This window comes from Sulfitobacter sp. R18_1, from assembly GCF_017743915.1.
GTDB classification, from domain to species: domain Bacteria; phylum Pseudomonadota; class Alphaproteobacteria; order Rhodobacterales; family Rhodobacteraceae; genus Sulfitobacter; species Sulfitobacter faviae.
In genome coordinates this window covers 1-20,596 of the sequence record NZ_JAGHRG010000022.1, presented here as the reverse complement: position 1 = coordinate 20,596, position 20,596 = coordinate 1, and the positions used below count along the sequence as shown (strand labels likewise).

22 protein-coding genes, 1 tRNA gene, 1 rRNA gene and 1 riboswitch are annotated in these 20,596 nt (G+C 61.9%); of the genes, 13 read left to right on the top strand and 11 right to left on the bottom strand.

Annotation, left to right across the window (positions count from 1 at the left end; genetic code table 11):
- The first annotated feature begins 159 nt into the window (after window positions 1–159).
- Genes J7392_RS23675 through J7392_RS23665 form a run of 3 tightly spaced genes read left to right on the top strand, consistent with a single transcriptional unit; the run spans window position 160 to window position 2,573 of the window.
- The gene (locus tag J7392_RS23675) at window positions 160–1,266 is read left to right on the top strand and encodes a class II histone deacetylase (protein ID WP_209219792.1); all 1,107 of its coding nucleotides are present in this window, start codon (window positions 160–162) and stop codon (window positions 1,264–1,266) included.
- 9 nt (window positions 1,267–1,275) lie between these two features.
- Window positions 1,276–1,848: a nitroreductase family protein gene (locus tag J7392_RS23670; protein WP_209219791.1), complete on the top strand. Its 573-nt coding sequence runs from the start codon at window positions 1,276–1,278 to the stop codon at window positions 1,846–1,848.
- On the top strand, window positions 1,839–2,573 hold the full coding sequence (locus J7392_RS23665) for an EI24 domain-containing protein (protein ID WP_209219790.1): 735 nt from the start codon (window positions 1,839–1,841) through the stop codon (window positions 2,571–2,573). The genes J7392_RS23670 and J7392_RS23665 overlap by 10 nt, the downstream gene beginning before the upstream one ends.
- Here J7392_RS23665 and J7392_RS23660 read toward each other — a convergent pair.
- Together J7392_RS23660 and mce are read right to left on the bottom strand one after the other, a co-directional pair.
- Complete coding sequence (locus J7392_RS23660; RefSeq protein WP_209219789.1) at window positions 2,506–2,799, bottom strand: DUF1467 family protein; 294 nt, start codon at window positions 2,797–2,799, stop codon at window positions 2,506–2,508. The genes J7392_RS23665 and J7392_RS23660 overlap by 68 nt on opposite strands.
- A gap of 2 nt (window positions 2,800–2,801) precedes the next feature.
- Entirely contained in the window at window positions 2,802–3,206 is a 405-nt protein-coding gene (mce, locus tag J7392_RS23655; protein WP_067261515.1) for a methylmalonyl-CoA epimerase, read from the bottom strand.
- Between the two features lie 126 nt (window positions 3,207–3,332).
- Here mce and J7392_RS23650 point away from each other — a divergent pair, with 126 nt between their 5' ends.
- The gene (locus J7392_RS23650; RefSeq protein WP_209219794.1) at window positions 3,333–4,052 is read left to right on the top strand and encodes a response regulator; all 720 of its coding nucleotides are present in this window, start codon (window positions 3,333–3,335) and stop codon (window positions 4,050–4,052) included.
- Between the two features lie 9 nt (window positions 4,053–4,061).
- Here the strand turns inward: J7392_RS23650 and J7392_RS23645 are convergent, their stop codons facing one another.
- Window positions 4,062–4,784, bottom strand: coding sequence for a GNAT family protein (locus J7392_RS23645; RefSeq protein WP_209219788.1), 723 nt, complete (start codon window positions 4,782–4,784; stop codon window positions 4,062–4,064).
- A 149-nt stretch (window positions 4,785–4,933) separates the two neighbouring features.
- On the opposite strand from J7392_RS23645, the gene J7392_RS23640 reads away from it, so the two are divergent.
- The 4 genes from J7392_RS23640 (at window position 4,934) to J7392_RS23625 (ending at window position 7,099) form a co-directional block, all read left to right on the top strand.
- Window positions 4,934–5,104, top strand: a complete 171-nt coding sequence (locus tag J7392_RS23640; protein ID WP_209219787.1) for a hypothetical protein — start codon at window positions 4,934–4,936, stop codon at window positions 5,102–5,104.
- Window positions 5,105–5,162: 58 nt separating this feature from the next.
- Entirely contained in the window at window positions 5,163–5,639 is a 477-nt protein-coding gene (locus J7392_RS23635) for a hemerythrin domain-containing protein (protein ID WP_209219786.1), read from the top strand.
- Window positions 5,640–5,751: 112 nt separating this feature from the next.
- Window positions 5,752–6,384 (top strand): MT-A70 family methyltransferase, encoded by a 633-nt coding sequence (locus J7392_RS23630; RefSeq protein ID WP_067261508.1) that lies wholly within the window; start codon window positions 5,752–5,754, stop codon window positions 6,382–6,384.
- A complete protein-coding gene (locus J7392_RS23625; protein ID WP_348540731.1) occupies window positions 6,368–7,099 on the top strand; it encodes a BglII/BstYI family type II restriction endonuclease in 732 nt (243 codons plus the stop codon). The genes J7392_RS23630 and J7392_RS23625 overlap by 17 nt, the downstream gene beginning before the upstream one ends.
- A gap of 29 nt (window positions 7,100–7,128) precedes the next feature.
- Here the strand turns inward: J7392_RS23625 and aspS are convergent, their stop codons facing one another.
- The 6 genes from aspS to urtA all read right to left on the bottom strand — a co-directional run bounded on the left by aspS (window position 7,129) and on the right by urtA (window position 14,973).
- Window positions 7,129–8,904, bottom strand: a complete 1,776-nt coding sequence (aspS, locus tag J7392_RS23620; RefSeq protein WP_209219785.1) for an aspartate--tRNA ligase — start codon at window positions 8,902–8,904, stop codon at window positions 7,129–7,131.
- Window positions 8,905–9,062: 158 nt separating this feature from the next.
- The gene (urtE, locus tag J7392_RS23615; protein ID WP_209219784.1) at window positions 9,063–9,758 is read right to left on the bottom strand and encodes an urea ABC transporter ATP-binding subunit UrtE; all 696 of its coding nucleotides are present in this window, start codon (window positions 9,756–9,758) and stop codon (window positions 9,063–9,065) included.
- The gene (urtD, locus tag J7392_RS23610; protein ID WP_209219783.1) at window positions 9,745–10,500 is read right to left on the bottom strand and encodes an urea ABC transporter ATP-binding protein UrtD; all 756 of its coding nucleotides are present in this window, start codon (window positions 10,498–10,500) and stop codon (window positions 9,745–9,747) included. Before urtD ends, urtE begins: the two co-directional genes overlap by 14 nt.
- Complete coding sequence (gene urtC / locus J7392_RS23605; RefSeq protein WP_209219782.1) at window positions 10,497–11,678, bottom strand: urea ABC transporter permease subunit UrtC; 1,182 nt, start codon at window positions 11,676–11,678, stop codon at window positions 10,497–10,499. The genes urtD and urtC overlap by 4 nt, the downstream gene beginning before the upstream one ends.
- Before the next feature lie 3 nt (window positions 11,679–11,681).
- Window positions 11,682–13,610 carry an urea ABC transporter permease subunit UrtB gene (urtB, locus tag J7392_RS23600; RefSeq protein WP_209219781.1) on the bottom strand — a complete coding sequence of 643 codons (1,929 nt, stop codon included), beginning with the start codon at window positions 13,608–13,610 and terminating at the stop codon, window positions 11,682–11,684.
- Between the two features lie 76 nt (window positions 13,611–13,686).
- Window positions 13,687–14,973: an urea ABC transporter substrate-binding protein gene (urtA, locus tag J7392_RS23595; RefSeq protein ID WP_168613474.1), complete on the bottom strand. Its 1,287-nt coding sequence runs from the start codon at window positions 14,971–14,973 to the stop codon at window positions 13,687–13,689.
- A gap of 356 nt (window positions 14,974–15,329) precedes the next feature.
- Between urtA and J7392_RS23590 the strand changes: the two genes are divergently transcribed.
- The 5 genes from J7392_RS23590 to J7392_RS23570 all read left to right on the top strand — a co-directional run bounded on the left by J7392_RS23590 (window position 15,330) and on the right by J7392_RS23570 (window position 19,966).
- A complete protein-coding gene (locus J7392_RS23590; protein ID WP_209219780.1) occupies window positions 15,330–16,409 on the top strand; it encodes a GTP-binding protein in 1,080 nt (359 codons plus the stop codon).
- Window positions 16,410–16,434: 25 nt separating this feature from the next.
- A riboswitch (cobalamin riboswitch) is annotated at window positions 16,435–16,650 on the top strand.
- A gap of 120 nt (window positions 16,651–16,770) precedes the next feature.
- Entirely contained in the window at window positions 16,771–17,178 is a 408-nt protein-coding gene (locus J7392_RS23585; RefSeq protein WP_209219779.1) for a DUF1636 domain-containing protein, read from the top strand.
- Complete coding sequence (locus tag J7392_RS23580) at window positions 17,175–17,957, top strand: ABC transporter ATP-binding protein (protein ID WP_209219778.1); 783 nt, start codon at window positions 17,175–17,177, stop codon at window positions 17,955–17,957. The genes J7392_RS23585 and J7392_RS23580 overlap by 4 nt, the downstream gene beginning before the upstream one ends.
- A 14-nt stretch (window positions 17,958–17,971) precedes the next feature.
- On the top strand, window positions 17,972–18,907 hold the full coding sequence (locus J7392_RS23575; RefSeq protein ID WP_209219777.1) for an ABC transporter substrate-binding protein: 936 nt from the start codon (window positions 17,972–17,974) through the stop codon (window positions 18,905–18,907).
- A gap of 6 nt (window positions 18,908–18,913) precedes the next feature.
- Window positions 18,914–19,966 (top strand): iron ABC transporter permease, encoded by a 1,053-nt coding sequence (locus J7392_RS23570; RefSeq protein ID WP_209219776.1) that lies wholly within the window; start codon window positions 18,914–18,916, stop codon window positions 19,964–19,966.
- 215 nt (window positions 19,967–20,181) lie between these two features.
- Here the strand turns inward: J7392_RS23570 and J7392_RS23565 are convergent.
- Window positions 20,182–20,258: transfer RNA gene (locus tag J7392_RS23565), tRNA-Met, on the bottom strand.
- Window positions 20,259–20,485: 227 nt separating this feature from the next.
- A 5S ribosomal RNA gene (rrf, locus tag J7392_RS23560) occupies window positions 20,486–20,596 on the bottom strand; the annotation flags it as partial.

Genomic DNA, 20,596 nt, shown 5'->3' with positions numbered 1-20,596 from the left:
TAAGAGACAGACCCAAAGCGCCCCCCTTCCCCCCTTCATCCTTTCCCAAATACCAAATCCCGCACCCACCTCACACGCCACCGCCCGCGTGAGCCCCCACGCCATGGACAATCCCGCCGCCCTACGCCACCTTCCCCGCAAGGATGAAGGGAGCACAAGATGACCACAGGTTTTTTCTGGGACGAACGCTGCTTTTGGCACGCAGGGGGCAACTACGTCTTTACCATGCCGGTGGGCGGGCTGGTGCAGCCCCTCGCCGCCGGGGGCCTGCCGGAAAACCCCGAGACCAAACGCCGGATGAAGAACCTGATGGAGGTGACCGGGCTCTTCGCCGAACTCGACACCCGCAGCGCTGCCCCCGCCAGCCGGGAGGCCTTGGCGCGGGTGCATCCCGAAACCTATCTTGATGACTTCAAACGCCTCTCGGATGCGGGGGGTGGTGAGCTGGGCCATGCGGTGCCCTTCGCCCGTGGCGGCTATGAACTGGCGGCGCTCTCTGCCGGGCTGTCCATCGCCGCCGTCGATGCCGTGGCGCGGGGCGAGCTTCAGAACGCCTATGCCCTCAGCCGCCCGCCGGGGCACCACTGCCTGCCGGACCTGCCCAACGGTTTCTGCCTTCTCGCCAATATCGCCATCGCCATCGAGGCCGCGCAGGCCAAGGGGCTGGCAAAGCGCGTCGTTGTGCTGGATTGGGACGTGCATCACGGCAATGGGACCGAGGCGATCTATTATGACCGCGATGACGTGCTGACCATCTCGCTCCACCAAGAGGGGAATTACCCCATCGACACCGGCGGCCTGAAGGATCGCGGGCGCGGGGCGGGCGAAGGCTATAACATCAACCTGCCGATGCACGCAGGCTCGGGCCATACCGCCTACCTCCACGCGATGGACCGCGTGGTGATCCCGGCGATCGAGGCTTTCGCCCCCGACATGATCATCGTCGCCTGCGGCTATGACGCGGCGATCATCGACCCGCTGGCGCGAATGCAGGCCACTGCCGAAACCTTTGCCGAGATGACCAAACGCATCCGCAGCACCGCCGAGCGGCTTTGCAACGGCAAGCTGGTGCTGGTGCATGAGGGCGGCTATTCCGAGGCCTATGTGCCCTTCTGCGGCCATGCCACGATCGCCGCACTGAGCGGCAGCGAGATTGACGCGCCGGACCCGATGGCGCGGTCGCTCAACGCGCGCCAACCCTCGCCCGCCTTTGATGCCTTCCTCCGCCAGTCGATTGACGATATGGCGCAGCAACTGGACCTGTAAGAGACCCCGATGCCCGTAGCTGACCCTTCCGCCCTCGCCTTTTTGCAAAACCGCCGCTCGCGCCCGGCCAAGACACTGGGCCTGCCGGTGCCCGATGCCGAGGCCCTGCGCCCGCTTCTGACCGCCGCCGCGCGCACGCCGGATCATGGCAAGTTGGAGCCCTGGCGTTTCGTGGTCATCGACCGTGCCGCAATGGCGCGTTTGGCAGAGGTGGTCGAGACACGCGGCGCGGTGCTTGGCCTTGGGGCCGAGGACATTGCCAAGGGGCGTGGCCAGTTCGATCAGGGCAACCTTGCCGTGGCGGTGATCGAGGTGCAAAAACCCTCTCCCAAGATCCCGCCGCTGGAGCAGACCTATTCCGCCGGGGCGGTTTGCCTAGCGCTTCTGAATGCCGCCCTCGCCGCAGGCTGGGGCGCCAATTGGCTGAGCGGTTGGCCCGCCCATGACCGGGGCTTTATGGAAGAGGGCTTGGCCCTCGCCCCGCATGAGCGCATCGCGGGCATCATTCACATCGGCACCGAAACCACCGCCCCGCCGGAGCGTCCGCGCCCGGACATCGACGGGATCACCACATGGCTGTAAGCGCGATCCTCAGGTCATTCACCCGCGCGCTTGGCCAATTGGGCGATGCGCGCTTTCGCAAGGTGGTTCTCTTGGGCGTGGGCCTGTCGCTGGCGCTGCTGATCGCGGCCACGGCGGGCTTTGCCTATCTGGTGGATTGGGTCACCCCCGAAGACGCTTGGCTGCCCGTGCTGGGCGAAGTCAACTGGCTCGACGATCTGCTGAGCTGGAGCGCGCTGATCCTGCTCATGGTGCTGTCGGTCTTCCTGATGGTGCCCGTGGCCTCGGCGATCACCTCGATGTTTCTCGATGAGGTGGCCGATGCGGTGGAAGAGGTGCACTACCCCCATCTGCCCCCCGCGAACCAAGTCAGCATGGGCGATGCCATCCGCGACACGGTCAATTTCATGGGCGTGCTGGTGGGGGCGAACTTGTTGGCGCTGGTGCTCTACCTGCTCTTCGCCCCAGCGGCGCTGTTCATCTTCTGGGGGCTGAACGGATTTCTGCTGGGGCGGGAGTATTTCACCCTCGCCGCGCTGCGCCGCCACGGGCGGGACGAGACCAAGCGCCTGCGTCGCCGCCATGCGGGCACGATCTGGATGGCCGGGGTGCTGATGGCGGTGCCGCTTTCGGTGCCGCTGCTGAACCTGCTGATCCCGATCCTAGGCGCGGCGACCTTTACCCATCTGTACCATGCGTTGGTGCCGCGTTCGGATGCAGCCAGCCTTCGATATCCGCCACGCTGATCCAGCCCGACAGAATGATCGTCGCGCTGATCGCCCAGATGATCGCGGCGACCAGCGTGGTCCACAGCGCCTTGCGGCCCAGATGATGCTGCTCGGGCGCGCCTGCATGGGTGCCCGGCACCACCTCGCCCGCGTCGCCTTGGGTTTGCACCCGGATCGGCAGGGCGATCAGGAATGTCATCGACCAGATGACGGCAAAGAGGACGAGCCCCGAAACGATCCCCATGATCAGACCTCCTCAAGCTCGACGAGCGCGCCGTTAAAATCCTTGGGGTGCAGGAACAATACCGGCTTGCCATGCGCCCCGATCTTCGGCTCGCCTGAGCCCAAGACACGCGCGCCGGTGGATTTCAGATGGTCCCGCGCGGCGAGGATGTCCTCGACCTCATAGCAGATGTGGTGGATGCCCCCTGCGGGGTTCTTTTCCAGAAAGCCGTTGATCGGGCTGTCTTCACCCAAGGGGTGCAGCAATTCGATCTTGGTGTTCGGCAGTTCGATGAAGATCACGGTCACCCCGTGGTCCGGTTCGGCCTGCGGCGCGCCGACCTTGGCCCCAAGCGCGTGGCGATACTGATCCGCCGCCGCTTCGAGATCCGGCACCGCGATGGCCACATGGTTAAGACGTCCGATCATCCTGAATGCTCCTCGTGATTTGCCAGCTTTATGCCCGCCGCCCCGGTAAACAACAATGCGTCACGTTAACGCGTCATTAGCCAACGCGGCGTAACGATGGCGCAGCATTTGTTGTTGGAGGCGATGATGGACGATACCGACCCCTTTGAAAGACCGACCCTCACCCCCACGGCGGAGCGGCCATTGCTGGGCCTTACCGTTCTGGTGGTGGAAGACAGCCGTTTCGCCTGTGAGGCGATGCGCCTGCTCTGCTTGCGCTCTGGCGCGCGGATCAGACGAGCGGATTGCCTGCGCTCGGCCCGGCGGCATTTGCAGGTCTACCGCCCCAGCGTGGCGCTGGTCGACCTCGGCCTGCCCGATGGCAGCGGGTTGGACCTGATTGCAGAGCTCATGCAAAGCACACCGCGGGTCGAGGCGATCATCGCCATTTCCGGCGACAGCCATATGGAGCCTGACGCCCGCGCGGCGGGGGTGGATGGGTTTCTGTCCAAGCCGATCACCTCGCTGTCCTCCTTTCAGCAGGCCATCCTCGCCGCGCTGTCCGACGACCGCCGCCCCCGGGGGCCGCGCATCCTGCCGGATGAGGATGTCACCCCCGACCGGATCGGTTTCCAAGATGACATTGCCCATATCGCTGACGTGCTGGGGGACGCGCCCGACAATCAAACGCTGGATTACGTCGCGCAATTCCTGTGCGGGGTGGCCCGTTCGGCCAATGACCAACGTTTGGAAGAAGCCGCCCGCGCCTTGGCCCATAAACGCGCCCTCGGCCAACCCGCGGGGCCTGAGACCGCGGCCATCACCGGGATGATCCAGCACCGCCTTGCTGAAAAGCTGGCGATCTAGCCTGGCGGGTTAAAGCGTCGGATCCCCGGCCACCCGGACAAGGCGGGTCAGATCGCCAAGCCGCTCTTTCTGTTGCCCCTGCCCGTCGAAGTTACCGGGGGCAAGCCAGACCTCGAATGCCTCTTTCAGCGCGGGCCATTCCGTGTCGATCGCGGCGAACCAAGCCGTGTCGCGATTGCGCCCTTTGACGATGGTCGCCTGCCGAAAGACGCCCTCGTAACTCAGCCCCAGACGCTGCGCCGCGCGGCGCGACGGACGGTTGAGCGCGTCGCATTTCCACTCGAACCTGCGATAGCCCACCTCAAAGGCCCATTGCATCATCACGAATATCGCCTCGGTCGCTGCCGGGGTGCGCTGAAGCGCGGGGCTGAAGTTGATATGGCCCACTTCGATGCTGCCCGCCTCGGGCTTGATCCGCAGGAAGCTCGCCACGCCCAGCCATTGATCCCGGGCGCGGTCTTTCACCGCCATGAAATAGGGATCGGCCTTTCCCGCATTGTCGCGCACCCAACGGTGGTACTGCGCCGCCGAAGAGAATGGCCCGTAGGGGAGATAATCCCAAACGTGATCCTCCCCCAGATAGGTGGGGTAGAGCAGCGCCGCGTGTTTCTCGGCCGAAAGCGGTTCCAACACTACATGACGGCCGGTGAGCACCTCACCCCCCGGGCGTGGCGGCTCGGACCAATTCTCGACAAGGGGCCCAACGGGGCGCGGGTCAGTTCTGCTGTTCATGGAAAAGTTATGCACCGGCGTTTTCGAGCCGCCAAGCTGAATAAACTTGAAATAATCGCATCAGACCCCAGTCTTGGCCTCCAAGCTACACATTGATGCCACAATCAGCCTTCAGAATCGTCGCAACCGCAAAGGCCCGGGAGGGTGAGATGAACCAGCACACCAAGGACAGCGCGACACCCGCAAAGCCGGTCGACTGGATCGTTGTGGGCGCGAATGCGCTTGGGCTGGTGGTCGTCGCATTGGCCGCATTTCACGCGCAAACCGGCGGGCTCTTTCAAGAGGTTGCCAGCCAAGCGGCGCAGGGCACGGTCTTCTAAGGCGGGAACCTGCCGGTGGCTGCGGCGTTAGCCACAGGTAACACCAAAGGATTTTCCCATGCCCTCCATCTATGACGCGATCAAAGAAGATCATGATGAACACCGCGCCCTGCTGAACACCATTGCTGACACCGAAGGCGACAGCGCCGAGCGCCGCAAGGCCTGGGACCGCTTTTACCATGACGTGAAATCCCACGCCGGCGCCGAGGAAGAGACCTTTTATTCCACGCTGATGTCCGAAACATGGGGCCAAGATCACGCGCGCCATTCGGTGCATGAGCACCAGCAGCTTGACGACATCATGGAGGAACTGCGCGAAACCGATATGTCCTCTTCGGCTTGGCTGACTCGTTTCAAGCAGCTCAAGCACGATTACGAGCATCACATGGATGAGGAAGAAGACGAGCTTTTCACCCGCGCAAAGAAGGTGATCGGCGAGGAACAGAACGATGCGTTCGGCGACAAGTTCCTGAAGCGTAAGGAAAAGGAAGCCAAACTCATCGAGGAAAAGCGCGAAGACAGCCTTGAGGATTGACCCAAACCGCTCTTTCCTGCTAGATGTGTTCCCTTAACGTTCTTGTGGATATCCAGCCCCGCCGGGCAGGTTGCGGTTGCAAGAAAGCCCGAGGGAACGCAATATATTGGATATGAGCGATAATCCATCACAAGACCTACGCGACTTTCTGGGCAAAGACCGGTTTGGATGCGTCATGGCGGACCCGCCGTGGCGCTTTACCAACCGCACCGGAAAGGTCGCGCCCGAGCATAAGCGCTTGGCCCGTTATCCCACGATGACGGTGGAGGATATCTGCGCCCTGCCCGTGGCCGATCACCTCGAAGACCGCGCGCATTGCTACATGTGGGTGCCAAATGCGCTGCTGCCCGAAGGGTTGCAGGTGCTCAAGGCTTGGGGATTTGAATATAAATCCAACATCATCTGGCACAAAATCCGCAAAGACGGTGGCAGTGACGGGCGTGGCGTGGGGTTCTATTTCCGCAATGTGACCGAAATTTTGCTGTTCGGCGTGCGCGGCAAGAACGTGCGCACGCTCGACGCCGGGCGGCGGCAGGTGAACATGCTGCAAACCCGCAAGCGCGAGCATTCGCGCAAGCCGGATGAGCAATATGACCTGATCGAAAGCTGCTCTTGGGGCCCCTACCTCGAACTCTTCGGGCGCGGCGTGCGCGAGGGTTGGACCGTTTGGGGCAATCAAGCCGAGGCGGATTACAAGCCTGATTGGAAGACCTACAGCTACAATTCCAGTGTCGCGGCTGAGTAATCTGGCGCGGCGCATCGACGACGCGGTTTTCGACGACGAAAGGCTTGTCGAAGACCTGCTGCCCGTCGATCTGCGCGACCGCTATTCCGTCACCAGCTACCGCAGCGCCGCCGCCGTGCTGCAACAACGCGCGCCCGAGGAACTGGCCGCGATCATCCGGGTGCTGCGCCAATTCACCATCAGCCGCAATGAAATCCGCGCGCCGGGGGGCAACCGCATGTCGGCCACCACCCGTTTCGCGCAATATGCGGCAGCCGAAAATTTCCACGAAGAGGTGCGGATCAAGGCCGACCTGCTGGTGCAACTCACCGCGGGCAAGGGCGACAGCGCGCCGGAGGTTGACCGCATCATCCGCGAAGACTTCATCCACAATCATATGGTCGATTTCTGGCGCGGCCGGGTGGCATTCGACTATGAGTGGAACAGCAAGGACCAGACCTACGACCGCGACCTATACGCCTTTCGCAGCTTCTTTGAAGCGGGGGTGATCGACGTGGGCGTCATCGTGACGCGCGAACTGTCGAACGACTTTTTCAAATCGCTCGGCAATTGCTTGGACAAATTCGGCAATGAGACCGACAAGACCGTCAGCGCAAAATTCGGGGCCAGCACCACCGGCACCCACAAGCTGATCAGCCGCATCGCCGCCGGGCGCAGCGGCGGCTGCCCGGTTCTGGTGCTGGGCATCCTACCGGGCAATATCACCCCCGGTTGAACCGGGGGCGACGTTTCATTCAGACAGGATCACTCCTGCGGGATGACCCGCAGCCCCAGCTCCATCAGCTGATCGCTGGTGGGTTCGGAAGGGGCGTTCATCATCAGGTCTTCGGCGCGCTGGTTCATCGGGAAGAGGATGACTTCGCGGATGTTCTGCTCTTCGGCCAGCAGCATGACGATACGGTCGATGCCCGCGGCACAGCCACCGTGGGGCGGCGCGCCGTATTGGAAGGCGTTGACCATGCCGCCGAAACGCTTGCGCACCTCGTCTTCGCCGTAGCCCGCGATCTCAAACGCTTTGAACATGATCTCCGGCTTGTGGTTCCGGATCGCGCCCGAGACCAGCTCGTAGCCGTTGCAGGCGAGGTCATATTGATAGCCCAGCACCTTGAGCGGATCGCCCTCCAGCGCTTCCATCCCGCCTTGGGGCATGGAGAAGGGGTTGTGTTCGAAGTCGATCTTGCCGGTCTCTTCGTCGCGCTCGTAAATCGGGAAATCCACGATCCATGCAAAGGCGAAACGCTCTTTGTCGGTGAGGTTCAACTCCTCGCCGATGACGTTACGCGCACGGCCCGCGACGGCCTCAAAGCTCTTCGGCTTGCCGCCGAGGAAGAAGGCCGCATCGCCGACGCCCAGACCCAACTGCTGGCGGATCGCCTCGGTACGCTCGGGCCCGATGTTCTTGGCCAGCGGGCCTGCCGCCTCCATTCCATTGCCCTGATCGCGCCAAAAGATATAGCCCATCCCGGGCAGACCTTCCTTCTGCGCAAAGGCGTTCATGCGGTCGCAGAACTTGCGGCTGCCGCCTGTGGGCGCGGGAATGGCGCGGATTTCGGTGCCTTCCTGCTCAAGCAGTTTGGCAAAGATCGCGAAGCCGGAATCCCGGAAATGCTCGCTCACCACCTGCATCTTGATCGGGTTGCGCAGGTCCGGCTTGTCGGAGCCGTACCACAGCGCGGCGTCCTTGTAGGAAATCTGCTCCCAAGTCTCGTCGACCTTCTTGCCGCCGCCGAACTCTTCGAAGATGCCTGCGATCACCGGTTGGATCGTGTCGAAGACGTCCTGCTGCGTGACAAAGGACATCTCCATGTCGAGCTGGTAGAAATCGGTGGGCGAGCGGTCGGCGCGCGGGTCTTCATCGCGGAAGCAGGGCGCGATCTGGAAGTATTTGTCAAAGCCCGAGACCATGAGCAGCTGTTTGAACTGCTGCGGCGCCTGCGGCAGGGCGTAGAACTTGCCCGGATGCAGACGCGACGGCACGAGGAAGTCGCGCGCGCCCTCGGGGGAGGAGGCGGTGATGATCGGCGTCTGGAACTCGCGGAAATTTTGATCCCACATGCGCTTGCGGATCGAGGCCACCACGTCAGAGCGCAGCGCCATGTTCTTTTGCATCTTCTCACGGCGCAGGTCGAGGTAGCGATAGCCCAGACGTGTCTCCTCGGGGTATTCCTGATCGCCGAAGACCTGAAGCGGCAGTTCCGCGGCAGAGCCCAAGATTTCAATGTCGCGCGCGTAGACTTCGATCTCGCCCGTGGGCAGCTTGGGGTTGATCAGGCTCTCGTCGCGCGCCTTCACGGTGCCGTCGATGCGCACACACCACTCCGCGCGGACCTTTTCCATCTCGGCAAAGGCCGGGCTGTCGGGGTCACAGATCACCTGCGTGATGCCATAATGGTCGCGCAGGTCCAGAAACAGCACACCGCCGTGATCGCGCACCCGGTGCACCCAGCCGGACAGGCGCACATTGTCACCCTTGTTCTCAAGGCTCAGATCGGCACAGGTATGGCTGCGATAGGCGTGCATGATGGTCCCTTCCTAGGGCTATTTCAGGTTTCGCGCAGGTACACCGTTTGACGGTCGGGAAGTCAAGACTTTGCTGCCACGCGCCCCCACAATAATAGGAGGTTTCCGCGCCTAGACCCTCAGCCGGGGCCAAGCGCGATCCCGTTTTGAAGGGTCAGCTAGAGCGCAAGCGCATCCAAAAGCTGCTCTCTTTTCGCTTCTGCCTTTGGGATCGATTGGGTGATCTGGCCGCGCTGCATGACGTGGAAATGATCCGCGTTGTTATAGGCAAAATCAAAGTTCTGCTCGACCAGCACGATGGCCAACTCCCCCCGATCCCGCAGAAGCCGGATGGTGCGGCCGATCATCTGGATAATATTGGGCTGAATCCCCTCGGTGGGTTCATCCAACAGCAGCACGCTGGGCCGCGCGATGAGTGCGCGGGCAATGGAAAGTTGCTGTTGTTGCCCGCCCGACAAGTCCCCCCCGCGCCGGGTCTTCATTTCGGCAAGGACCGGGAAGAGATCGAAAATGTCGTCCGGGATCCTGCGCTCGGACTTGGGCAGGCAGGCAAAGCCCGTCTCAAGGTTCTCTTGCACGGTCATCAGTGGAAAAATCTCACGCCCCTGCGGCACATATCCGACGCCCGCCTTGGCCGAGAGTGCCGCACGTCCCGGCTGCAATTCCACGCCACCAAGCCTGATCGCCCCGTCTGAGAAAGGATGCCGCCCGGCGATGGCTTTGAGCAGGCTGGTCTTGCCGACCCCATTCGTGCCGGTCACGCAAGTCACCTGCCCCACGGGCGCGTTCAAGGTGATGTCATGGAGGATCTGCGATTGCCCGTATTTCAGGCTCAGGTTCTCAATCTCCAGCATCGGTGCGCCCCAAATAAACGTCAATTACAGTCTGATTGTTGGTCACATGATCCAGTGACCCTTCGGCGAGCACCGATCCTTCGTGCAGCACGGTCACCTTGCAGTTCAGCCGCCGCACGAACTCCATATCATGCTCCACCACGATAACGGCGCGGGTCTCGGCCGCTTTTTTCAGGATGTCGGTGGTGTGCTCGCGCTCATGCGCGGTCATGCCCGCGGCGGGCTCATCCACCAGCAGCAGGCGCGGCGATTGCGCAAGCAGCATCCCGATCTCCAGCCATTGTTTTTGCCCATGGCTCAACTCTCCGGCAGGGCGGGAGAGATGGGCGGTCAGATTGATCTCATCGGCGATCTGTTCAAGCCGCGCCGCCCCCTCCGCACTCTTGCGATAGAACAGGACCGAGAAGGTGCCGCGCGGGTTCTTGAGCGCCATGGCAAGGTTTTCGCGCACGCTTTGCGCCTCGAAAACCGTGGGCTTTTGAAACTTCCGCCCGATCCCCAGCATGGCGATCTGGCTCTCCGACAGGCCAATGAGCGAGCGGCTGTCTTCGCCGAAACGAATATAGCCCTCATCCGGCTTCGTCTTGCCGGTGATGATATCCATGAAGGTGGTTTTGCCCGCCCCATTGGGGCCGATGACGGCCCGCAACTCCGGCTCCCCGATCTGGAGGCTGAGGTTCTTGATCGCCTGAAACCCGTCAAAGGATTTCGAAATTCCGGACATTTCCAAAAGAGAAGTCATGACTTGCGCACCAGTTTGTCAAAGAGGCCGCCGATGCCCTTGGGCGCAAACAGCGTGATTAGTACGAAGCTCAGGCCAAGCAGCACCAGCCACCAGTCGACCCAATGGATCGTATAGACCCCCAGATCGATGCTGGGCGCGCCGCCCCCCGTGAACCAACTGGACAGGAGCGAGACCACCGCCGCCCCGATGACCGCGCCGTAAAGCCGCCCTCGCCCGCCGATGGCGACCCAGACCGCGAGATAGATTGAGGCGATGGGCGCGATTTCCGCCGGGTTGATGATGCCCGCCTGCGGGTAATAGAGCGCGCCCGCGATCCCCGCGACAATGGCGGTGATGGTAAAGACGAACAGCTTATAGCTCTCCACATGATAGCCAAGGAAGCGGACGCGCGATTCGTCGTCGCGGATGGCTTGAATGATATTGCCCAGCTTGCTGTCGGTGATCCAAGCGAAGAACAGGTAGCCCAATGCAAGCGCCAAGGCAGAGGCGAGGAAGAAGACGATTGAGACCACGTCTTGCCCGCTGTCGGCGAAACCGGGGATGTTTTGCAGCCCCGACAAGCCGTTGTTGCCCCGCAGCCCGCTGTCGTTCTGGAAGAGGTAAAGCGCCAGCGCCAGCGTCATGGCTTGGGTTAGGATCGACAGATAGACCCCATTAACGCGGCTGCGGAAGGCAAGCCAGCCAAAGACCAGCGCCAGCGCGCCGGGGATCAGCACGACGAAGGCCAATTGAATCCACAGACTGTCCGCAAAGGCCCAGATCAGCGGAAAGTCGGATGAGCCGACAACCCCGAAAATTTGGTTTCCGATGGCGTCCGATATCTCCTGCGGCGTGGGCGGGATGGTCTGACCGGCAAGACTGTCGGCCACGATGATCTCGGTGCGCGCATACATGAGCCACATCCCGATGGCGTAGCCCCCGATCCCGAAAAAGGCGAAATGCCCAAGGCTGAGGATGCCGCAATACCCCCAGACCACATCCATCGCGATGGCCACAAGGCAGAGGCAAAGGGTCTTGCCCAGCGTCTTGACGAAAGAGGTTGAGACAAGCCCGGTGCCCACCGCTTCGGACATCACCGTGACAAGGGCCGTGAACAGGCCCAGCGCGGCGAGGAAGTAGAGAACCGAAGGATTGCGCCCGATGAAGGAACTGCGTTGGCTGTGCGTCTGGGTCATGGCTCAATCCGCCGCTGCCCGGCCTTTGGGGGCGACAATGCCCTTGGGCCGGAATTGAATGAACAGGATGATGAAAAGGATCATATAGGTCTGGGCCGCCAGCGTATTGGAGGGATTTAACCACTCGATCCCCTTTTGCAGGAAGCCGATCAGCCCAGCGCCCGCCAGCGTGCCGAAGACCGATCCGACACCGCCCACCACGACGGTCATGAAGCTTTGCACGATGTAATTCGTGCCCATCTCAGAGGTGACCTGCGCATAAAGCCCGATGCCGACGCCCGCGACCCCTGCGATCCCCGACCCCAGCCCAAAGGTCATCATATTGATGCGGTCAGGGTTGATGCCCATCGAGGCCGCCATGCCGGGATTTTGCGTCACCGCGCGCACCTCCAAACCAAGGCGCGTGCGCTTGAGGATATACAGCAGCAAAAACAGAAAGATCAGCGCCAGCACGAATATGGCGATGCGGATGAAACTGATCTGAACCACATCCGAAATCACCAGCGCCCCGCGCAGCCATTCGGGCGATGTCAGCGGGCGGGCCTGCGTGCCAAAGATGTTCTTGGCGATCTGCTGCAGGGCGATCGAGATGCCGAAGGTCGCCAAGAGGGTTTCAAGCGGGCGATGGTAGAGATGGCGGATCACCAGCCGCTCCATCGCGACGCCCGCGCCAAAGGTGACGGCAAAGGCCAGCGGCAGCGCGATCAGCAGCGACACCGTGTAATCGGGAACGATGAGCTGCACCACATAGCCCGTATAGGCGCCCATCATGATAAACTCGCCATGGGCCATGTTGATGACCCCCATCTGCCCAAAGGTGATCGCAAGCCCAATCGCGGCGAGGAAATAGATCGAGGCCAGCGAAAGACCGTCGAGTGTCAAATCCAACGTCTGCGCCCAGCCAACCCGCGTTTCGACCGCGTCGAGCGTGGCGCGGGCCGCGTCGGTGATCGCGGCGTCGTCCTCTGCGTAGCGCTCATAAAAAACTGCGTTCTGCAAAGCGGTGTCGATATCATCCTGCGTCACCAGAGGCGGCACGCGGCCCGCCTCGGCAAGCGCGCGATAGGCATCCATACGCCGCGCCGGGTCATCCAACTGCGCCAGAGGGACCCCGCCCACACGGCCATCAACGATATTGGCTTCCAGCGCCGCGCGTATCTCGCCTTGTGGCACGATTGCGGGGGCGAGGCCCGCCTCCACCAGCGTCTCATAGCTTGCCGAGAGTGCTGCCGTGGGATCTAGAATGCGGGCGATGTTCCCCTCGGGCTGCTGTTCGGCCACGCCGGTCTTGGCCGAAAGGATCTGGCTCAGCACCGCCCGCGCTTCGAGTGAGGTATCGGAGGACAGGCTTTCAATCGCGCGGATGCGCTCATCAACCGCCTGCCCAAAGCGCGCGGTCAGGAAATTGGCCAATTGCGCCTTGCGGGCGCGCAGGGCGGGGTCATCCTCCCCGTCGAGTGACGCCAGGAGCGGGCCAAGCTGGCTGGCATCGCTGCGGCGTGCGATGCTTTCAAGCGCGGCGCGGCGGCGCGCAGGGTCGGGATCGGACAGTTGAAACTGCACCAAGGCCGTGCCAATGACCCGCCGCACGCCGCCATTGGGGCGCAATTGGCTGAACCCATCCGAAGGCGCGGTGGCCTCTTCGCCCGTATCTATGTCGCGCAGCACGAGTGTATCATCCGCCTCGGCCCCGAAGTAGAACAGGCCCGAGGCATCTTCTTGCCAGACGTTCCGCTCGGCCCATTGCTCCAGAAAGGCTGGCACCTGCGGCAGGCCCGAGGCCACCAGATCGTCCAATAGGACACCGACCGATTTACGCGAGGGTTTGACCACCTCTGCTTCGTGGGTCTGCAAAAGGGACTGGAGGTCCTGAGCGGATGCAAAACCGACAGAGGCCAGCAAGCACATCAGGCTGAGCAGCATTCGAACCATGAGGTATGGGGCTTTCGAAGAGGGAGTGGTCAAAGCGGATGCCGGGCACGGCTGAAAACGCGCCCGGCGCTTGGGTTCAGTAGTTCGAAGTCAACTGAACGCAGGTCTCGGTCTCTTTGTTGTACATGCCGCATTCGAGGTCTTTCCAATCGGAGACCAGAACCGCCGATTCAGGCAGGAAATCCGTCCATGCATCGCCCGGCACTTCTTCGGTCTGGCTGATGATGTCGAATTGGCCGTCTTCGGTGATTTCACCGATCAACACAGGCTTGGCGAGGTGGTGATTGGGCAGCATGACAGCCGTCCCGCCGGTGAGGTTCGGGAATTCCTGCCCATACATCGCCGCACGCACCGCATCCACATCCGTGGTGCCTGCTTCGGTGACCGCGTTCACCCACATGTTGAAACCGATGTAATGCGCCTCCATCGGGTCATTGGTCACCCGGTCTTCTCCCATCGCCTCTTTCCAGGCGGCGACCCATTCGTCATTCTGCTCGGATTCAGCCGATTGGAAGTAGTTCCACGCCGCGAGGTGCCCCACGAGGTCAGCGGTATCGAGGCCCGAAAGCTCTTCCTCCCCGACCGAGAATGCGACGACCGGAATGTCATCGGCAGAGATGCCCGCCGCGGCCAGTTCTTTGTAAAAGCCGATATTCGCATCGCCATTGATGGTTGAGATCACGCCCACCTGCGAGCCATCAGCGCCCAGTTCGACCACATCCGACACGATCGTGGACCAATCGGAATGGCCGAAAGGCGTGTAGTTGACGAAGATGTTCTCTTCGGGGATGCCCTTATCCAGCAGGTATTGCTCAAGAATGTTGTTGGTGGTTCTGGGATAGACATAGTCAGTGCCCAGCAGCGCGAATTTCTCGACGCCCAGTTCCTCAAGGAAATAATCGGTGGCCGGAATCGCCTGCTGGTTCGGGGCTGCACCAGTGTAGAACACATTGCGCGAGCTTTCCTCGCCCTCATACTGGACCGGGTAGAACATCAGGCCGTTCAGCTCTTCCAGAACGGGCAGCGCGGATTTGCGCGAGACCGAGGTCCAAGAGCCAAAGATGACATCCACCTCCGAGACGGTGAGAAGCTCACGCGCCTTTTCGGCGAACAGCGGCCAGTCGGAAGCCGGGTCAACGACAACCGCTTCGATCTCACATCCCAGCAAGCCGCCCGCGGCGTTCTGCTGCGCGATCAAAAGCTCCATCGTGTCTTTCAATGTCGTCTCGGAAATGGCCATCGTCCCCGAGAGGGAGTGCAGCACGCCAACCTTGATCGGATCGTCGCAGGCCGCAGCGGCGGCTGATCCTGCGAGCAGAAGGGCGGCGGTCGCCGTGACTGTGCGTTTGGTGGAAAATTTCATGACGGTATCCCCGTTTGGTGTGCGGAAGAGCAAAGACGCGATAATGCCTCTTCCACACAGCGTTTATTGTTATCGCGCGCGGATGCCCCCCTTGCCGGACAACTCCCTTGGCGCCGCCCCATAGCGAGGCCCCTGCAGCCTCAATTTCAGGGCGCGTTGCAACAAGCCCTAACCCGAGGTCGCTTTCTGCGGCGCAGCAACAACGCCCTTTGATTGGGCGATTTGAGGTGGACCTGCCAAAATTTGGGCGCTGAGCGCATGGATTTTGGCAAGCTCGGGGCATCGGCCTACGGGTTGCACCACATATTGTGATGTTATAACGTTACTTGGATTATCCATAGCAGAGCCCGCAAACCATGCCCGCCACCGACAAACGTATCCCCGTCACCCTGCTGACCGGCTTCCTCGGCGCGGGGAAAACCACGCTGCTCAATCACATCGTCGCAAGCGAAGAGGCCCCTAGTATCGCAGTCGTCGTGAATGAGTTCGGTGAGGCCGGGCTTGACCACGACCTGATCGAAACCGCCGACGAAGAGGTCATCCTCATGCAATCGGGCTGTCTGTGCTGCTCGATCAGGGGGGATCTGTCGCGGACGCTGCAAGACCTCAAGCGCCGTAAGCAAACGTGGCGTGTGCAATTCGACCGCGTTGTGATCGAGACGACGGGGCTGGCCGATCCCGGCCCCATTCTCCAGACCTTCTTGGCCGATCCCTATCTGGCCCGCAAATTCCGCGTGGACGGGGTTGTGACGGTCGTCGATGCCGCGAATGGGCCGGACACGCTGGATCAGCAGTTCGAAGCCGTCTCGCAGGTGGCGATGGCCGACTTGCTGGTGCTCAGCAAATCCGACTTGGTGACCCAGCAAGCGCTCGCCGCCTTTGAAGGCAGGCTGCGCGACCTCAATCAAACGGCGCGCATCATCAAGGCCGAACGCGGGCTTATCCCGGTCGCATCGCTCTGGGGGCTCAGCGGTATGCGGCGGGCGGTCGATGCGGGCAACGTTATGGAATGGCTCACGCCCGTCCAAGCGGCGGATCCGTTTGACAACCTCTCGGGCTTCGCCGCGCCCACGGCATCCGCCCCCATGATGCAAACCCACCAACATGATGCGCGGATCGGGTCGGCCTCTATCGTTCTAGACGCACCGATCCCGGCCGAGGCTTTCGACCTTTGGCTCGACACGCTGGTCAGGCTGCGCGGGTCCGATCTTTTGCGCGTCAAAGGCATCGTGCATCTGGAAGATGTCCCCACGCCCTTTGTCTTTCACGGGGTGCAGCATCTTTTCGATCCGCCCGTCCCCCTGCGCGACTGGCCAAAGGACGACCGGCAGTCCCGCATCGTCGTCATCGCCCGCGACATAACCAACCCCGAACTGAACCGGAGCCTCGATATGCTGCGCGCCCGGCGCGATGGGCCGGCGCGACAGGCGGGATAGCAGCTTGACCCGGCATGGCTCTTCGCCCACAGATCATGGCGATGGTTTCCAGCCGCCGCAGCGGCGTCTGGAATGAAAAGGGAATACGGTAAGGCAAGAAACGCGCGCCGAAACCGTAACTGCCCCCGCAACTGTGAGCGGTGAGTGACCCCGGCAAAAACCACTGAGCTTAAGGCTTGGGAAGGTTCGGGCGAGCGTCGATCCGCGAGTCAGGAGACCTGCCATCACCGGCACCGAGAGGGGCCGTAATTGCAACTCAACCCAGACGGGGTGTCTGGTTAGGAGAACATGATGGCGACAGGGAAACTCCCCTGCTGTAGAACATGGCTGCTCGATCCCCCGCGCGTTCGCGGAGGGCGACATGGATACGCATCAAAACCACAGGATTACGGTTTGCACCTCATGCAAACACAAAGGCACGGATTGCCGCCCGGGCGTTGACCTGATCCAGAAGCTGAGCGCCGCAATCGCGGCAGCCGGCGCGGCGATCCCCGAGGATTTCGAGGTCGCGGGCGTGGCCTGTATGGCGGGCTGCGATCGCCCCTGCACGGTGGCCTATCACGCCAGCAAAAAGGCGACCTACCTCTTCGGCGACATCGACCCTGACGAAGACATCGACGACCTTGTGGCCTTCGCCCAACACTATGCCACATTGAATGACGGCTGGTGCTCTTCGCTGGACCGCCCCGGCAAACTGCGCAAATCCACCCTTGCGCGGGTGCCCGCGGCGATGATCGAGCTGAAACCCAGCCACCTGCGCGCCTCATGAGAGCCGCCGATCTTGCGGTAAAGGATGTAAGCTGGGCGCCGGGAAAATCGGGCCAGCCGGTTTTGCATCCTACGTCTTTCACCGTCGCTGCGGGTGGCGTTCTGGGTGTGTTGGGGCCGAATGGCGCGGGCAAATCCACCCTCTTACGCCTGCTCTACCGTTTTCAACCGCCCCAGACGGGGTCGATCCATGTGGGCGGGCATAATATCTGGTCCCTCTCCGCCCGTGCCGCCGCTAGGCGCATCGCCGCCGTCTTGCAAGAACAGACGCCGTCTTTTGGGCTGACGGTCTTGGAGATCGTCCGCCTTGGCCGCACGCCTCATCGCGCGGCGTTTTCGTCATCAAGCCGGAAGGACGAGCAGATCATCGACCGCGTCTTGGACCGGCTCAGCCTGCACCCCCTCGCCCACCGCGATGTCGGCACCCTTTCGGGCGGCGAAAGGCAGCGCGTCATGGTCGCCCGCGCCTTGGCGCAGGAGCCGCAGGTCTTGGTTCTGGATGAACCGACCAACCACCTCGATATACGCCACCAGCTCGAGATCGTGTCCCTGATCCGCGGTTTGAACATGACCATCGTCGTCTCGCTTCATGATCTCAATATGGCCGATGGCATCTGTGACGAGGTGCTGGTGCTGAAAGACGGCTATCCGCAGGGCTTCGGCCCGCCAAATACGGTTTTGACCGATGATCTCGTGTCAAAAACATTTCGCGTCGACGCGCAGCGCGAGCGGCTCACCCCCAGCGGCGCGGCGCATTTCTCTTTTGCCCTTCCAAATTGAAACGGAAAACTCCTATGAAACTCACGTTCACCACCCTCGCCGCCCTGATGATCGCCGGATTGGCCTTCGCCCAGACTACCGTTCAAAGCTGCGACCGCGAAGTCAACTTCGATCACCCGCCTCAAGCCGCGGTCGCCAATGATGTAAACCTGCTGGAGATGATGCTCGTGCTCGGCCTTGCAGACCGCATGGTGGGCTATACCGGCATCTCGGGCTGGAACAAACTGGACCAAGAAATGACCGCAGGTGTCGCGGCGCTGCCGGAACTGTCGTCAAAATACCCCTCGCGGGAGGTGCTGATCGGGGCGGATGCCGACTTCTTCTTTGCCGGTTGGAACTACGGCATGAAGGTCGGCGGCGAGGTAACGCCGGAAACGCTCGCCCCCTTCGGCATCCAAGTCTACGAACTCACCGAAAGCTGCATCCATATCGGTCAAAAAGCCCCATCCTCGATGGAGGATATGTACAACGACCTGCGCAATCTCGGCACGATCTTCGACGTCTCGGATCGCGCGGAAAGCTTGATCGAAGGCTACCAAGCCGAACTCGACGCATTCCTCACGGCGCTGCCCCCGCTTGAGACCGCCCCCCGGGTCTTTGTCTACGACAGCGGCGAAGACGTGCCTTTCACCGCCGGGGCCTATGCCATGCCGAACGCCTTAATCGAGGCCGCGGGCGGCACGAACATCATGAACGACCGTGAGAAAAGCTGGGCCACCGTCGGGTGGGAGGCCGTGGTCGCGCGCGATCCCGAAGTCATCGTGATCGTCAATTACAGCGAAGTCACCGCCGATCAAAAGCGCGCTTTCATGATGGAGAACCCCGCCTTTGCCGACATCGATGCCGTGCGCAACGACCGTTTCGTCGTGCTGGAATATGTCGAGGCCACACCCGGCCCCCGCAACATCGAAGCGGTCAAAACCCTCGCCACCGCGTTTCGGGGGCAGTGAGCATTCATGACGTTTAAACCGCGATCGATAGCGCCTCGGAAACCCACGCGGGGGGTGTGGATCACTTGCCTGTTCGGCATCGCGATCCTGCTGGCATCGCTGTCGATTGCGGTGAGCGTGGGAGCCGTCGTGGTCCCCGTCAAAACCGTCTGGGGCATCTTGGCGAACAAGGCCGCCCCCGGCGCTGTGGCCGTGGACTGGTCCGCCGGGCGGGAGGCAATCGTCTGGAGCATCCGCCTGCCAAGGGCCATCCTCGCCTGTTTGGTCGGAGCGGGGTTGGCGATCGTCGGCGCCAGCCTTCAGGCCGTCACCCGCAATCCGCTAGCAGACCCGCATCTGCTCGGCATCTCGGCAGGCGGCGCATTCGGCGCCATTCTGGCCCTACTGCACACGGGGCTGTTCCTCGGAGGGCTCACTGTCCCCCTGCTCGCCTTCCTCGGGTCGCTCGGGGCGATACTGATCGTTCTTGCCGTCACGCAATTCGCGGCCGCCACCAGCGCCGACCGGCTGGTCTTGGCTGGCGTCGCCGTGTCCTTCATCGTCATGTCCGCCGCCAATGTGCTGATTTTTCTCGGCGACCCACGGGCCACACATACGGTGGTGTTCTGGATGCTCGGCGGCCTCGGCTTGGCGGGATGGGATCAGCTTATCTATCCCGCCGTGATCCTAATCGTCTGCGGCGCCTACCTCTGGCTCAGATCCGGCCACCTGAACGCCATGACCGTCGGCGATGAAACCGCCACCACCCTCGGCATCCCCGTGGCGCGCTTCCGGCTCACGATCTTCGTCATCGGCGCCCTGATCACGGGGGTCATGGTCGCCTTCTCTGGGGTGATCGGATTCGTCGGCCTGATGATCCCCCACATCGTGCGCCTCTTGGTCGGCGGCGACTACCGCCGCCTGCTGCCCATCTCAGCCCTATGCGGCGCGGTGTTCCTCCTATGGGCGGACATCGTGGCCAGAACCATCATGGCCCCCGACGACATGCCCATCGGCATCGTTACGGGACTGATCGGCGGCGTGTTTTTCGTCTGGTTGCTGCGCCGGCAGATACGGTGAGGCGCATAACAATGAGAGACGCTGCAACCGGGCGCTGAACTGCTGACCCGCCCCTTTGCTAAAGCTCTCTTCCCTTCTACCGACGCAAATAGCCCCCGCCGCAAAGCCAGGGGAACATCAATTTGAACAGCGGTAGAGCAAGGGGACATCCCCCCGAATGCAGAAAGACCCGCCGGCAAGGGCGGGTCTTTCTGAAAGCGATACTTCGCTAATATTGGTTGCGGGAGTAGGATTTGAACCTACGACCTTCAGGTTATGAGCCTGACGAGCTACCGGGCTGCTCCATCCCGCGCCAATGCCCTTCGTTTAGACTTATAGCGCGGGAGCTGCAAGCGCATTCGAACAGAAAAAGGTAATTTTTCTTGAGATTTTTTCAGGCACGCTTAACGTTCGCGCCGCCAAAGTTCGAAGGCCGCCGGAAAGCCCCCCCTCAAACACAAAACCGCCGCAGCTTTGCGCTGCGGCGGTTTTGTTAATCTGATCATCGTAGAGAGATACTGTAGTCTAGGAACTTATTAGGTTTGGCGATGACCTACTCTCCCACGTCTTAAGACGCAGTACCATCGGCGCTACGGCACTTAACGGCTGGGTTCGGGATGGGACCAGGTGTTTTGCTCGCGCTATGATCAC

What these genes read in the sequence shown, in the direction of transcription:
- J7392_RS23675 (WP_209219792.1), top strand. Translation starts at nt 160, where the DNA reads ATGACCACAGGTTTTTTCTGGGACGAACGCTGCTTTTGGCACGCAGGG.
- J7392_RS23670 (WP_209219791.1), top strand. Translation starts at nt 1,276, where the DNA reads ATGCCCGTAGCTGACCCTTCCGCCCTCGCCTTTTTGCAAAACCGCCGC.
- J7392_RS23665 (WP_209219790.1), top strand. Translation starts at nt 1,839, where the DNA reads ATGGCTGTAAGCGCGATCCTCAGGTCATTCACCCGCGCGCTTGGCCAA.
- J7392_RS23660 (WP_209219789.1), bottom strand. Translation starts at nt 2,799, where the DNA reads ATGGGGATCGTTTCGGGGCTCGTCCTCTTTGCCGTCATCTGGTCGATG.
- mce (WP_067261515.1), bottom strand. Translation starts at nt 3,206, where the DNA reads ATGATCGGACGTCTTAACCATGTGGCCATCGCGGTGCCGGATCTCGAA.
- J7392_RS23650 (WP_209219794.1), top strand. Translation starts at nt 3,333, where the DNA reads ATGGACGATACCGACCCCTTTGAAAGACCGACCCTCACCCCCACGGCG.
- J7392_RS23645 (WP_209219788.1), bottom strand. Translation starts at nt 4,784, where the DNA reads ATGAACAGCAGAACTGACCCGCGCCCCGTTGGGCCCCTTGTCGAGAAT.
- J7392_RS23640 (WP_209219787.1), top strand. Translation starts at nt 4,934, where the DNA reads ATGAACCAGCACACCAAGGACAGCGCGACACCCGCAAAGCCGGTCGAC.
- J7392_RS23635 (WP_209219786.1), top strand. Translation starts at nt 5,163, where the DNA reads ATGCCCTCCATCTATGACGCGATCAAAGAAGATCATGATGAACACCGC.
- J7392_RS23630 (WP_067261508.1), top strand. Translation starts at nt 5,752, where the DNA reads ATGAGCGATAATCCATCACAAGACCTACGCGACTTTCTGGGCAAAGAC.
- aspS (WP_209219785.1), bottom strand. Translation starts at nt 8,904, where the DNA reads ATGCACGCCTATCGCAGCCATACCTGTGCCGATCTGAGCCTTGAGAAC.
- urtE (WP_209219784.1), bottom strand. Translation starts at nt 9,758, where the DNA reads ATGCTGGAGATTGAGAACCTGAGCCTGAAATACGGGCAATCGCAGATC.
- urtD (WP_209219783.1), bottom strand. Translation starts at nt 10,500, where the DNA reads ATGACTTCTCTTTTGGAAATGTCCGGAATTTCGAAATCCTTTGACGGG.
- urtC (WP_209219782.1), bottom strand. Translation starts at nt 11,678, where the DNA reads ATGACCCAGACGCACAGCCAACGCAGTTCCTTCATCGGGCGCAATCCT.
- urtB (WP_209219781.1), bottom strand. Translation starts at nt 13,610, where the DNA reads ATGGTTCGAATGCTGCTCAGCCTGATGTGCTTGCTGGCCTCTGTCGGT.
- urtA (WP_168613474.1), bottom strand. Translation starts at nt 14,973, where the DNA reads ATGAAATTTTCCACCAAACGCACAGTCACGGCGACCGCCGCCCTTCTG.
- J7392_RS23590 (WP_209219780.1), top strand. Translation starts at nt 15,330, where the DNA reads ATGCCCGCCACCGACAAACGTATCCCCGTCACCCTGCTGACCGGCTTC.
- J7392_RS23585 (WP_209219779.1), top strand. Translation starts at nt 16,771, where the DNA reads ATGGATACGCATCAAAACCACAGGATTACGGTTTGCACCTCATGCAAA.
- J7392_RS23580 (WP_209219778.1), top strand. Translation starts at nt 17,175, where the DNA reads ATGAGAGCCGCCGATCTTGCGGTAAAGGATGTAAGCTGGGCGCCGGGA.
- J7392_RS23575 (WP_209219777.1), top strand. Translation starts at nt 17,972, where the DNA reads ATGAAACTCACGTTCACCACCCTCGCCGCCCTGATGATCGCCGGATTG.
- J7392_RS23570 (WP_209219776.1), top strand. Translation starts at nt 18,914, where the DNA reads ATGACGTTTAAACCGCGATCGATAGCGCCTCGGAAACCCACGCGGGGG.